This is a genomic window from Xanthomonas sp. 4461 (genome assembly GCF_024806475.1).
GTDB lineage: Bacteria > Pseudomonadota > Gammaproteobacteria > Xanthomonadales > Xanthomonadaceae > Xanthomonas > Xanthomonas arboricola_F.
In genome coordinates, this window is the sequence record NZ_JANTYV010000007.1 from 189,972 (window position 1) to 202,079 (window position 12,108).

The following is a 12,108-nucleotide window of genomic DNA, read 5'->3' on the forward strand; positions in this document are numbered from 1 at the left end:
ACAGCTGGGCGCGCGTGCCTTGGAGCGCCCGCGCCGCAAGCGCGGGCCGGGGCACGGAGCGGGAGTTGGGGTGGGGAGCAAAAGACAGCCATCTACTTTGGAAAGGCAAGCAGGCCGCTAGTTACCTGACCAACCATGTTGGCGCGCGAGTGCTTGCATCAGGTCGGCGAACCCGTCGGCAAACCCATCCATATCGAACACGCCCGACTCGCGCCGACGCTCCGCCACCCGCGCACGCAACGTACTCAACGCGGCTGGATCACCCGCCAACGCCACCGCCTTGGCCACAAACGCGGCGTCGTCTGCCACATTCATTTCATCCAGCCCCAGGTGCTGGTTGAGGCTGCCCGCCACCCGTGCGGCAAACGTCTCGCCGGGCGTGGTCAGCACCGGGCAACCCGCCCACAACGCATCGGAGGCGGTGGTATGCGCGTTGTACGGATGCGTATCCAGGAACAGGTCCGCATGCCGGTAACGTGCCAGATACTGCGGGTGGGGCAACTTCGGCATGAAGACCAGGCGCTGCGCATCCACGCCCTGCGCCTGTGCTGCCGCACGCAAGCGCGCATCGGCCTGGCCCGGCCCCGACAACAGCCACAGCACACTGCCGGGCACCGCACGCAAGACTGCCAGCATGCGCACCATGCTGCGCGGGTTGAGTTTGTAGCTGTTGTTGAAGCAGCAAAACACCACGCCATGCGCAGGCAAACCGCACGCGGTGCGCGATGGCGGCTCGCCAAGCGTGCGCGTGATGTCCGACGGCTGAAACACGCGGTTCAAGCGCAGCACCTGCTCGCTGTAGAACGGCGCCAGCGACGGCGGCAATGCGAATGCATCGCCCAGCACGTAATCCATCCACGGCGCACCGGAGGTGCCCGGGTATGCCAGCCAATTGATCTGCACCGGCGCCGGCCGCAGGGCGAACACTTCCGGGCGCCCGCCACCCCCCCAGCCGCGCAGATCGAACAACACATCGATCCCCTGCGCGCGGATATGCTGCGCGGTGGCCAGGTGCCCGAGCGCGGTGACATCGTGCAGCGTGGTGGCCTGAGTCAGGCGCGCGCGAATCGCGCTGCCGTCGTCATGGCTGGTCGCAAACAGGTGTAACTGCAGCGCCGGTTGGCGTTGCTGCAATGCCTCGAACAACGCCACCGTCAACAGCCCCGTGGGATGCGCGCCGAAGCCATTGGACACCAGGCCAACACGCAACGCACCGCAGCTGCGTACCTTGACCGGCGGCAGTGGTTGCAGGCTTGAGGCGATCGCCTGCGCACGCGTTCGCGCACAGGCCAGTTGCTCGGCCGCAGTGGCGTCCTCGCTCAGGAACGCGAACGGCTCCACCGCCGCTGCGCCGTGCGCCACGGCGTTGCGCACCTGCGCGGCCAAGGCATCCAGATCGCGCCAGTCGCATAAACGACGGCGCCAGTTGAGCAGCTGCGCGGCGATGTACGGCTCGTCTGGCAGCAGTTGATGCGCGCGCGTGTAGGCTGCCGCCGCCTGCTCCGGCTGACCGGCGTCTTCCAAGGCATGGCCCAGCCATAGCGCAATGCCCGGATGTTGTGGCACCAGGTCCGATGCCTGCTGCAGCAAACGCGAGGCCTCTGTATGCCGCTGTTGCGCCCAGCGCACGCGGCCAAGCCGCGCGATCGCTTCCGGGTGGCCCGGATGCAACGCCAATGCGCGTTGCACGGCAAATTCGCCGGCGGCGATGCCGCCCATGCCGAGTTCGGCATCGGCCAGCATCAACCACGCAATGAAATCGCCCGGCTGGCGCCGCACCGCCTCGCGCAGCTGCAGCAGCTCGCGCGGGACCTGCGCACTCACGGGCTGTCGCTCAACCGTGCCAGTTCGTCGGCCTGATGCTCGTGCAGCAGGCGTGCGATCAGTGCATCCAGATCGCCTTCGATGATGTTGGGCAGGTCGTACAAGGTCAGGCCTTCCACGCGGTGGTCGGTGATGCGGCCCTGCGGGAAGCTGTAGGTGCGGATGCGCTGGCTGCGGTCGCCGCTGCCGACCTGCAACTTGCGCGTCTGCGCCTCGGCGGCTGCCGCCTTGCTGCGTTCGGCTTCCACCAGTTGCGCCTTCAGCCGCTTCATCGCCTTGTCGCGGTTGGCGTGCTGGCTGCGCTCGGTCTGGCATTCCACCACCACGCCGCTGGGCACGTGGGTGATGCGGATCGCCGATTCGGTCTTGTTGACGTGCTGTCCGCCGGCGCCGGAGGAGCGGAAGGTGTCCACCTTCAGGTCCGCCGGGTTGATCACGATCTCTTCCACGTCGTCGGCCTCGGGAATGATCGCCACCGTCGCCGCCGAGGTGTGGATGCGGCCCTGCGATTCGGTCGCCGGCACGCGCTGCACGCGGTGGGTGCCGGATTCGAACTTAAGGCGCGAATACGCGCCGCGCCCGACCACCCGTGCCACCACTTCCTTGTAGCCGCCGTGCTCGCCGGGGCTGTCGGATTCGATCTCGACCTTCCAGCCCTGGCGCTCGGCATAGCGTGCATACATGCGGAACAGGTCGCCGGCGAAGATCGCCGCCTCGTCCCCGCCGGTGCCGGCGCGCACTTCCAGAAACAGGTTGCCGTCGTCGCGCGGGTCGCGCGGCACCAGCAGCAACGCCAGCTGCGCATCCAGTTCGTCCAGGCGTGCCTGTGCGGCGGCGATTTCCTCTTCGGCCAGCTCGCGCATTTCCGGGTCGTTGCGCATGGCTTCGGCCGCGCTCAGATCGGCTTTGGCGCGCGCCTCGTCTTCCAGCGCCACCGCCACCGGCTCCAGTTGCGACAGTTCGCGCGACAGTGTGCGAAACCTGTCGTTGTTGCTCACCACGTCCGGGTCGGACAACAGGTGCTGCAGTTCTTCGCGGCGCTCGGCCAGCGCTTCGAGCTTACGGCGCAGGGTCGGCGTCATCAGTCCTCACGATCGGGGTAGCTACAGGGGGATGTTGGTAACCGGGTTTTTCCGGGAAAAGCCGGTCGGCCGCGCTGGTCAATTCCAGGTCGTTGCTGAGCGCGGCCTCGCGCAGCGCGGCGGTGGGCGGATGCAGCAGCCGATTGGTCAGCGCATGCGCCAGCTGCTCCAGCACCTCGTCGGCCGGCTTGCCGTTGCTCAATTGCTGGCGTGCCTTGGCCAGCAGTTCGTCGCGGGTGCTGTCGCCGAATGCACGCAGCCGCTTGAGCGGTGCCTGGCGTGCGTTGGCCTGCACGGTCTCGACATAGCGCGCCACCTGCAGGTCGATGATGGCCTCGGCCTGGTCTGCGGCTTCGCGGCGGCTGCGGCGGTTGTCTTCCACCGCGCGCTCCAGATCGTCCACGGTGTACAGATAGGCATCACCCAGTGTCGCCACCGAGGCTTCGATATCGCGCGGCACAGCCAGGTCGAACAACAGCATCGGCTTGCGTTTGCGCGCGCGCAGCGCCTGTTCCACCTGCGCCCGCGTCACGATCGGCTCGCGCGCGGCGGTGGCCGAGAACACCACATCGGCCTCGGCCAGATGGCGTTCCAGATCGGTCAGCGGCAAGGCATAGCCGCCGTGCTGGCTTGCCAGTGTCTGCGCATGCGCCAGGGTGCGATTGGCGATCAGCAACCGGCGCACGCGGCCTTCGCTCAGATGCTTGGCGGCCAGCTCGATGGTTTCGCCGGCGCCGATCAGCAATACGGTCGATTCGTTGAGCCGCGCAAAGGATTCCTGCGCCAGCCGCACCGCGGTGGAGGCCACCGACACCGGGTTGGCGCCGACACGGGTATCGGTGCGCGCACGCTTGGCCACCGAAAAGGTCTGCTGGAACAGCCGATCCAGCCCGCTGCCCAGCGCGCCGTGCGCGCGCGCCACCGCCCAGGCGTCCTTGACCTGGCCCAAGATCTGCGGCTCGCCCAGCACCATCGAGTCCAGCCCGGTGGCGACCCGGAACAGATGACGCACCGCGTCGGCGTCCTGATGCTGGTACAGATAGCCGCTCAGTCCCGGCGCATGCGCGTCCAGCCAGCCGGCCAGCGTCTGCGCATCGTCGGCCATCGCGTACAGCTCGGTGCGGTTGCAGGTCGACAGCAGCGCGGCCTCGCGTACCTGCGGCAAGGCGCGCAACGATTCGAGCGCGCGCGGCAGCGCGTCACCTGCGAACGCCGCGCGTTCGCGCAGGTCCACAGGTGCGGTCTGGTGATTCAGTCCGAGCACCCACAACGTCATTGTTCAGTTGCTTGCGATAAGCTGGTGGCCATTCAGGGCCCCATTTTACGGCCCGGTTGCCCCCGATGCCTGTACCGATTCGCATCCTGAGTGTTCTTTTGCTGGTAGCAGTGTCCGCCAACGCCACGGCAGCACCCAAGAAAGCACCGCCCGCTCCACCGGCCAGCAGTGCCGGCGCCACCTCGCTGGAACCTGTGCTCGCCGGCGAATTCGCCTTGCAGGCCGGGCAACTGGACGATGCCGCCCGCGCCTATCTGGACGCTGCCAAGGCCGAGGCCGGCGACGCCGGCCTGGCCGAGCGCGCCGCCCGCATCGCCATGCTGGCCAACGACGACCCGCGTGCCATCGAGGCCCTGGCGCTGTGGCGCGCCCGCGCGCCGTCGTCAATGTCGATGCGCAGCACCGAAGCCTCGCTGGCCCTGCGCCGCAACGACCTGCGCACCGCGCGCCGCGACCTGCTCGGCCTGCTCAAGGAGCCCGACCCGCGTGGCTGGCGCTTTGCGTTGATCGCGCTGGCCAACGGCGGCCGCGAGCCGGAAGCCTCGGCCGACGTCCTCGAAGACCTGGTCGAGGCCGGCGCCATCCCCAACCAGATCGAGATCTGGCAGGAATTTGGCCGGCTCGCGCTGCGCATGGAGCGCCCGGCGCTGGCCAAGCGCATCGTCGACGAGGTGGTGCGCCGCTTCCCCGAGGAGCCGCGCGTGGCCTTGCTGCACGCCACCCAGCTGCAACAGGAAGGCAAAAACGACGAAGCGCTGGCGTTGCTGAAGAACGTCGAACCGAAGGCCGTGAAGGATTCCGAGCTGCGTGGCGCGCTGGCCTTCGCCTACGACGCCATGGGCCAGACCGAAGCGGCCGCGCGCGTGCTGTCCACCGGGCCGCAGGACACCCAGACCTATGGGTTGCGCGCGTCCATGCTCGCCAAAGAGAAGGACCGCACAGCGTTGGAGGCGCTCTATGGCGAGCTCAGGAGCAATGCCACCAAGCCCGACCCGGACCGCCGCCTGCTGCTGGGCAAGATCGCCGAATTCCTCAAGCGTTATGACGAAGCGGTGGAGTGGTACCGCGGCGTGCCCGGCGGATCGCAGCTGAGCGAAGCGCGCTTGCGCGCGGCCAGTGCCCTGTACGAGCTGGGCCGCAAGCCCGAAGCGTTGGCGGAAGTGCGCGCATTGCAGGGCGATGCCACTGCCGACGACGATGCCCGTCGCGATGCCTATGTGCTGGAAGCCGAGCTGCATCAGCGCGCCGACGACGCACCGGGCGAGCTGGACGCCTTCGAGCGTGGCCTGGCTGCCTACCCGGACGACGGTGCGCTGTTGTACGCCCGCGGCCTGGCCTGGGAGCGTCGCGACGACGTGGCGCGCGCCGAGGCCGACCTTCGCAAGATCCTGGTGGCCGAGCCCGAAAACGTCGCGGCGCTGAACGCGCTGGGCTACACCCTGGCCGACCGCACCACCCGCTACAAGGAAGCGCTGGCGCTGATCGACCGCGCCCGCACCGCCGACCCGGACAACCCGGCCATCGTCGACAGCTACGGTTGGGTGCTGTACCGCATGGGCCGTACCAAGGAAGCCCTGGTGCAGCTGCGCCGCGCCTGGGCATTGGTCAAGGATCCGGAGATCGCCGCACACGTGGGCGAGGTGCTCTGGGTCAGCGGCAAGCAGGACGAGGCACGCCGCTACTTCGACGAAGCGCGCCGGCTGGATCCGGACAATCGCGCGCTGCAACGCGCCGCGGAGAAGTTCGGTCTATGAGCGCCGCAAGACGGACGCTGGCCCTGAGCGGGCTGGTGCTATTCGCCCTGTCCGGCTGCGTCAGCGTGCCGCGCGGGCAGGGCGGTGGCGCGGCGGTGGTCGAGCGCGTGTCCGATCAAGCGCGCACGGCCGAAACTGCGCGCCAGGCATGGCTGCAGGCCCATCCGCAGTGGTCGTTCCAGGGGCGGGTGGCGATCAGCAAGGACCGCAACGGTGGTAGCGGGCGCATCGACTGGCAGCAGGATGGCCCCCATTACCGCGTGCAGCTCAGTGCCCCGGTGACCCGCCAGAGCTGGGTGCTCACTGGCGACACCACCACCGGCGCCGGTCGGCTCGAGGGGCTGGACGGCGGTCCGCGCAACGGTCCCGATGCCGACCAGGTCTTGCTGGACGCGACCGGCTGGACCATCCCGGTCAACCAGATGCCGGACTGGGTGCGCGCGCTGCACATCGCCGATGCCGGCGCGCAACGCGTCGATCTCGACGCTGCCGGGCGCCCGCGCACCGTGCAACAGGATGGCTGGACCATCGAGTTTCTTGCCTGGGCACCTGCCAGCGACGGCCAGCCCGAGCTGCCGCAGCGCATCGAAGCCCATAACGGCAGCGCCAAGGTCCGCCTGCTGGTCGATCAGTGGACGGTATCGCCCTGATGGCAGCGCCGGACGGCTGGTCGGCATGGCCTGCGCCGGCCAAACTGAACCTGTTTCTGCAGATCATCGGGCGCCGCGCCGATGGCTACCACCTGCTGCAGACCGTGTTCCGGCTGCTGGATTGGGGGGACACCATTCATCTTCGTGTGCGCAGTGACGGCCTGATCCGCCGCATCGGCGACAGTCTGCCCGGCGTCGCCGAAGACGATGATCTGGTGATCCGCGCCGCGCGCCTGCTGCAATCGTCCACCGGCGCACGGGCCGGCGCGGAGATTCGCCTCGACAAGCGCATCCCCGCCGGTGGCGGGTTTGGCGGCGGCTCGTCGGACGCGGCGACCGTGCTGGTGGCGCTCAATGCCTTATGGGGCCTGGGCTTGCCGGTCGATGCACTGGCCGGGCTGGGCCTGCGGCTGGGTGCCGACGTGCCGGTGTTCGTGCGCGGGCGCAATGCCTGGGCCGAGGGCGTGGGCGAGCAACTCACCCCGATCGTCCTTCCGCAGGCCGCCTATGTGCTTGTCGATCCGGGCGTTCATGTGCCCACGCCGGCGTTATTTCAATCACAGGAATTGACGCGGGATGCTGCGCCCGTGAAAATAGCGGACTTCGCTTCCGGTTCTCTGCTCGACAATGCGTTCGAGCCGGTCCTGCGGCGCCGCGAACCCGCCGTCGAGGCCGTGTTCCAGGCGTTGTCACAGATCGGCACGCCACGTTTGACCGGGTCGGGAAGTGGGTGTTTCGTCGAATTCGCCACGCGCGCTGCTGCAGAGCAGGCCCTGGCGCAGTTGCCGGACAGCCTGCGGGCGTGGGTCGTGGAAGGTGCAGCGCACTCGCCATTGCTCGACGTACTGGATGCGACAAGGTTTTGATGCAGGGGCGTCGCCAAGAGGCCCAAGGCACCAGGTTTTGATCCTGGCATTCGTAGGTTCGAATCCTACCGCCCCTGCCAATATGCAGATCCCTCTGCAGTAGCCCGCACATCCATGTGCGGGGATTCAACGAAAAGCCCGGCATTTGGTCGGCTTTGTCCAGTTCCATCATCGCCCGCACGCTCTTTGCCGCCGCCCGAGAGATCCCATGCAAGACCAACGTAACCTGCTGGTGTTCTCCGGCAATGCCAACAAGCCGCTGGCCCAGAGCATCTGCAAGGAGCTCGGCGTGCGCATGGGCAAGGCGCTGGTCACGCGCTTTTCCGATGGCGAAGTGCAGGTGGAGATCGAAGAGAGCGTGCGCCGGCAGGAAGTGTTCGTGATCCAGCCGACCTGCGCGCCGAGCGCTGAAAACCTGATGGAACTGCTGGTGCTGATCGACGCGCTCAAGCGCGCCAGCGCCGCCTCCGTCACTGCGGTGATCCCGTACTTCGGCTATTCGCGTCAGGACCGCCGTATGCGCTCCTCGCGCGTGCCGATCACCGCCAAGGTTGCCGCCAAGATGATCTGCGCGATGGAAGCCGACCGCGTGTTGACGGTCGACCTGCATGCCGACCAGATCCAGGGCTTCTTCGATGTGCCGGTCGACAATGTCTATGCCTCGCCGCTGCTGCTGGCCGACATCTGGCGCGCCTATGGCACCGATAATCTGATCGTGGTGTCGCCGGACGTGGGCGGTGTGGTGCGCGCGCGCGCCGTCGCCAAGCGCCTGGACGATGCCGACCTGGCCATCATCGACAAGCGCCGCCCGCGCGCCAATGTCGCCACGGTGATGAACATCATCGGCGACGTGCAGGGCAAGACCTGCGTGCTGGTCGACGACCTGGTCGACACCGCCGGTACCTTGTGTGCGGCTGCCGCAGCGCTCAAGCAGCGCGGCGCGCTCAAGGTGGTGGCCTACATCACCCACCCGGTGCTGTCCGGCCCGGCCGTGGACAACATCAATAATTCGCAGCTCGACGAGCTGGTGGTGACCGACACGATTCCGTTGAACGAAGCGGCGCGCACCTGCCCGAAGATTCGTCAGTTGAGCGTGGCAGAACTGCTGGCCGAGACGATCCGCCGTATCGCCTTCGGCGAATCGGTCAGCTCGCTCTACGTCGACTGATCCCGCATTCGGCGCCCGGATTTCCGGGTGCCGGTACTACGTCTCTCCTGGTCGCGGGTGAGACGCTTCATCGCCGCGAGGCGGTATTCCAATCTAGGTAGTGAAACAACATGGCAAAGACTCACGAAATCAAGGTCGAGCGCCGCGCGGACGAGGGGAAGGGTGCGAGCCGCCGCCTGCGTCACGCTGGCGTCATTCCGGCCATCGTCTACGGTGGCGAACTCGAGCCGGTCAGCATCCAGCTCAACCATGAGCAGATCTGGCTCGCCCAGCAGAACGAGTGGTTCTACTCGTCGATCCTGGACCTGAACCTCAATGGCGACGTGCAGCAGGTACTGCTGCGTGACATGCAGCGCCATCCGTTCAAGCAGCTGATCATGCACATCGACTTCCAGCGCGTCAGCGCCAACGAGAAGCTGAGCGCTGCCGTGCCGCTGCACTTCATCAACGAAGCGACCTCGCCGGCCGGCAAGTCGAGCGAAGTGGTTGTGACCCACGAGCTCAACGAAGTCCAGGTGGTCTGCCTGCCGAAGGACCTGCCTGAGTTCATCGAAGTCGACCTCGGTGCCCTGGAAGTGGGTAACGTGATCCACCTGTCCGAAATCAAGCTGCCGGCTGGCGTCGAAATCCCCGAGCTGAAGCTGGGCAAGGAACACGATGTTGCCGTGGTTGCTGCCAAGCACGTGCGCGTTGAAGAAGAAGACGCTGCCGGTGAAGAAGGCAGCGAAGGCGCAGAAACCAAGTAATCCGTCGGCCGATTCCTCGCATGCGCGGGGAATCGGCTGCGGTGACTGGCATGTCTGCACTTCGGCTGATCGTCGGGCTCGGGAATCCGGGTCCGGAACACGCGCAAACCCGGCACAACGCCGGGTTTCGTTTCGTCGATGCCCTCGTCGAGCGCAGTGGCGCCCGCTGGGGGCTGGACAGCAAGTTGTTCGGTGAAACGGCCAAGGTCGATATCGCAGGGCAACCGGTCTGGCTGCTCAAGCCGGCCACCTTCATGAATCTCAGTGGCAAATCGATCACCGCCGCCCTGCGGTTCTGGAAGATCGAGCCGGAGCAACTGCTCGTCGCACACGACGAACTGGATCTGGCGCCGGGCACGGCGCGGCTCAAGTTCGATGGCGGCCACGGCGGCCAGAACGGTCTGCGCGATACCATTCGCCTGCTGGGGCACGGCAAATTCCACCGCCTGCGGGTCGGCATCGGCCATCCCGGTCACAAGGATCGCGTGGTGCCGTGGGTGCTGGGGCGGGCAGGGCGCGAGGACGATGCTGCGATCGGTGCTGCGGTGGATGCGGCCATCGATGTCCTGCCGCTGGCGATGGACGGCAATTTCAACGAAGCGATGAAGCGCCTGCATACCAAAAAATAGAGAATGGGGAATCGGGAATGGGAGGAGCTCTGCTCTTGCCATTCTCGATTCCCGATTCTCCATTCACTGGAAAACCCATGGGTATCAAATGCGGCATCGTCGGCCTGCCCAACGTCGGCAAGTCGACCCTGTTCAACGCGCTGACCAAGGCGGGCATCGCTGCGGCCAATTTTCCGTTCTGCACCATCGAGCCGAACGTCGGCATCGTGCCGGTGCCGGATCCGCGTCTCAACCAGCTGGCCGAGATCGTCAAGCCGCAGAAGCTGATCCCTACCGCGGTCGAGTTCGTCGACATCGCCGGCCTGGTGGCCGGTGCGGCGAGTGGAGAAGGCCTGGGTAACAAGTTCCTGGCGCACATCCGCGAAGTCGATGCGATCACCCATGTGGTGCGCTGCTTCGAGAACGACGACGTCATCCACGTCAACAACAAGGTCGACCCGATTGCCGATATCGAAACCATCGATACCGAGCTGGCGCTGGCCGACCTGGATAGCGTGGAAAAGGCGCTCAATCGCGCCGAACGCAGCGCCAAGGGCGGCGACAAGGACGCTGCGGCACGCAAGCCGGTGCTGGTCAAGTTGCAGGCTGCGCTGGCCGACGGCAAGGCCGGCCGTGCGGCCGGGCTGGATGAAGAGGAAAAGGCGCTGATACGCGATCTGTTCCTGCTGACGCTCAAGCCGGTGATGTACATCGCCAACGTGCTGGAGGATGGTTTTGAAAACAATCCGCACCTGGACGCAGTGCGCGCGCACGCCGCGACCGAAGGCGCCGAAGTGGTGCCGGTCTCGGCCGCCATCGAAGAGGAGCTGTCCCAGCTCGACGACGAAGATCGTGACACCTTCCTGGCCGATCTCGGACTGAGCGAGCCCGGCCTGAATCGCGTCATCCGCGCGGCCTACACGCTGCTGGGCCTGCAGACCTACTTCACCGCAGGCGTCAAGGAAGTGCGTGCCTGGACGGTCAGGGCAGGCTCTACCGCACCGCAGGCGGCGGCAGTCATCCATACCGATTTCGAGAAGGGCTTCATCCGCGCCGAGACGATCGGCTTCGATGACTTCATCAAGTATCGCGGCGAAGCCGGTGCGCGCGATGCGGGCCGTCTGCGTCTGGAAGGCAAGGAATATCGGGTCCAGGAAGGCGACGTGCTGCACTTCCGTTTCAACGTCTGATCCGGTGTGCGCGGCGCTGATCGTCGCGCGCATTCAGTAGTGACGAAGAGTTCAAAATTTTTGTTGACACCGGGTGCGTCCCACAACAAAATAACGGGCTGCTTCACCCCGAACCGAATCGCCTCACCGCGCCACGGTCCGGTAGTAAAAGCTGGAGGGATACCCAAGCGGCCAACGGGGGCAGACTGTAAATCTGCTGGCTTACGCCTTCGGTGGTTCGAATCCACCTCCCTCCACCAGTTTCACGTTGTGGTATGCAGTTCCCGGCGCGGGAGTAGTTCAACGGTAGAACCTCAGCCTTCCAAGCTGATGGTGCGGGTTCGATTCCCGTCTCCCGCTCCATTGAACGCAAATGCATGGCATAATGCAAAACTCGCTCACGTAGCTCAGTCGGTAGAGCACCTCCTTGGTAAGGAGGAGGTCGAAGGTTCGATTCCTTTCGTGAGCACCATTACTCAATCGTCTTAAACTCCAAACGATTACCGAGAACTTGCACCCATGGCAAAAGCTAAATTCGAGCGCACCAAGCTGCACGTCAATGTCGGCACCATCGGTCACGTTGACCATGGCAAGACCACGTTGACCGCTGCGCTGACCAAGATCGGTGCAGAGCGTTTCGGTGGCGAGTTCAAGGCGTACGACGCGATCGACGCAGCGCCCGAAGAGAAGGCGCGCGGCATCACGATTTCGACCGCACACGTCGAATACGAATCCCCGAACCGCCATTACGCCCACGTTGACTGCCCCGGCCACGCCGACTACGTCAAGAACATGATCACCGGTGCGGCGCAGATGGACGGCGCGATCCTGGTGTGTTCGGCCGCTGACGGCCCGATGCCGCAGACCCGCGAGCACATCCTGCTGTCGCGTCAGGTCGGTGTGCCGCACATCGTCGTGTTCCTGAACAAGGCCGACATGGTCGACGACGCCGAGCTGCTCGAGCT

General features: G+C 66.1%; 11 protein-coding genes and 4 tRNA genes. 12 read left to right on the top strand and 3 right to left on the bottom strand.

Annotated features, from left to right (window positions below):
• Window positions 1-117: 117 nt before the first annotated feature.
• From FHY19_RS21185 to hemA, 3 genes are read right to left on the bottom strand one after another with little or no spacing between them, the layout of a single operon-like run.
• Window positions 118-1,824 carry a tetratricopeptide repeat protein gene (locus tag FHY19_RS21185; RefSeq protein WP_259168392.1) on the bottom strand — a complete coding sequence of 569 codons (1,707 nt, stop codon included), beginning with the start codon at window positions 1,822-1,824 and terminating at the stop codon, window positions 118-120.
• Window positions 1,821-2,906, bottom strand: coding sequence for a peptide chain release factor 1 (prfA, locus tag FHY19_RS21190; protein WP_259154112.1), 1,086 nt, complete (start codon window positions 2,904-2,906; stop codon window positions 1,821-1,823). The genes FHY19_RS21185 and prfA overlap by 4 nt, the downstream gene beginning before the upstream one ends.
• The gene (gene hemA / locus FHY19_RS21195) at window positions 2,884-4,182 is read right to left on the bottom strand and encodes a glutamyl-tRNA reductase (RefSeq protein ID WP_259168394.1); all 1,299 of its coding nucleotides are present in this window, start codon (window positions 4,180-4,182) and stop codon (window positions 2,884-2,886) included. Before hemA ends, prfA begins: the two co-directional genes overlap by 23 nt.
• Before the next feature lie 65 nt (window positions 4,183-4,247).
• On the opposite strand from hemA, the gene FHY19_RS21200 reads away from it, so the two are divergent.
• From FHY19_RS21200 to FHY19_RS21255, 12 genes are all read left to right on the top strand, one after another.
• Window positions 4,248-5,936 carry a tetratricopeptide repeat protein gene (locus FHY19_RS21200; protein WP_259168396.1) on the top strand — a complete coding sequence of 563 codons (1,689 nt, stop codon included), beginning with the start codon at window positions 4,248-4,250 and terminating at the stop codon, window positions 5,934-5,936.
• Window positions 5,933-6,586 carry a lipoprotein insertase outer membrane protein LolB gene (lolB, locus tag FHY19_RS21205; RefSeq protein WP_259168397.1) on the top strand — a complete coding sequence of 218 codons (654 nt, stop codon included), beginning with the start codon at window positions 5,933-5,935 and terminating at the stop codon, window positions 6,584-6,586. Before FHY19_RS21200 ends, lolB begins: the two co-directional genes overlap by 4 nt.
• Window positions 6,568-7,452 (top strand): 4-(cytidine 5'-diphospho)-2-C-methyl-D-erythritol kinase, encoded by an 885-nt coding sequence (gene ispE, locus FHY19_RS21210; RefSeq protein ID WP_259168400.1) that lies wholly within the window; start codon window positions 6,568-6,570, stop codon window positions 7,450-7,452. The genes lolB and ispE overlap by 19 nt, the downstream gene beginning before the upstream one ends.
• A gap of 3 nt (window positions 7,453-7,455) precedes the next feature.
• Window positions 7,456-7,532 (top strand) — tRNA-Gln (locus tag FHY19_RS21215).
• Window positions 7,533-7,660: 128 nt separating this feature from the next.
• A complete protein-coding gene (locus FHY19_RS21220; protein WP_055851346.1) occupies window positions 7,661-8,620 on the top strand; it encodes a ribose-phosphate diphosphokinase in 960 nt (319 codons plus the stop codon).
• A gap of 110 nt (window positions 8,621-8,730) precedes the next feature.
• Window positions 8,731-9,366: a 50S ribosomal protein L25/general stress protein Ctc gene (locus tag FHY19_RS21225; protein WP_046964355.1), complete on the top strand. Its 636-nt coding sequence runs from the start codon at window positions 8,731-8,733 to the stop codon at window positions 9,364-9,366.
• 50 nt (window positions 9,367-9,416) lie between these two features.
• Window positions 9,417-9,995 carry an aminoacyl-tRNA hydrolase gene (pth, locus tag FHY19_RS21230; RefSeq protein WP_259168402.1) on the top strand — a complete coding sequence of 193 codons (579 nt, stop codon included), beginning with the start codon at window positions 9,417-9,419 and terminating at the stop codon, window positions 9,993-9,995.
• Between the two features lie 77 nt (window positions 9,996-10,072).
• Window positions 10,073-11,164: a redox-regulated ATPase YchF gene (gene ychF, locus FHY19_RS21235; RefSeq protein ID WP_259154087.1), complete on the top strand. Its 1,092-nt coding sequence runs from the start codon at window positions 10,073-10,075 to the stop codon at window positions 11,162-11,164.
• 153 nt (window positions 11,165-11,317) lie between these two features.
• Window positions 11,318-11,403, top strand: a tRNA-Tyr gene (locus tag FHY19_RS21240).
• A 29-nt stretch (window positions 11,404-11,432) separates the two neighbouring features.
• Window positions 11,433-11,506: transfer RNA gene (locus FHY19_RS21245), tRNA-Gly, on the top strand.
• Window positions 11,507-11,539: 33 nt separating this feature from the next.
• A tRNA-Thr gene (locus FHY19_RS21250) sits at window positions 11,540-11,615 on the top strand.
• 47 nt (window positions 11,616-11,662) lie between these two features.
• A partial coding sequence (locus tag FHY19_RS21255) for a GTP-binding protein (protein WP_259168404.1) occupies window positions 11,663-12,108 on the top strand: 446 nt, incomplete at its 3' end.

Bases quoted from the DNA above. Each gene is read 5' to 3' on its own strand.
- prfA (WP_259154112.1), bottom strand. From the start codon at position 2,906: ATGACGCCGACCCTGCGCCGTAAGCTCGAAGCGCTGGCCGAGCGCCGC.
- hemA (WP_259168394.1), bottom strand. From the start codon at position 4,182: ATGACGTTGTGGGTGCTCGGACTGAATCACCAGACCGCACCTGTGGAC.
- FHY19_RS21200 (WP_259168396.1), top strand. From the start codon at position 4,248: ATGCCTGTACCGATTCGCATCCTGAGTGTTCTTTTGCTGGTAGCAGTG.
- lolB (WP_259168397.1), top strand. From the start codon at position 5,933: ATGAGCGCCGCAAGACGGACGCTGGCCCTGAGCGGGCTGGTGCTATTC.
- FHY19_RS21220 (WP_055851346.1), top strand. From the start codon at position 7,661: ATGCAAGACCAACGTAACCTGCTGGTGTTCTCCGGCAATGCCAACAAG.
- FHY19_RS21225 (WP_046964355.1), top strand. From the start codon at position 8,731: ATGGCAAAGACTCACGAAATCAAGGTCGAGCGCCGCGCGGACGAGGGG.
- pth (WP_259168402.1), top strand. From the start codon at position 9,417: ATGTCTGCACTTCGGCTGATCGTCGGGCTCGGGAATCCGGGTCCGGAA.
- ychF (WP_259154087.1), top strand. From the start codon at position 10,073: ATGGGTATCAAATGCGGCATCGTCGGCCTGCCCAACGTCGGCAAGTCG.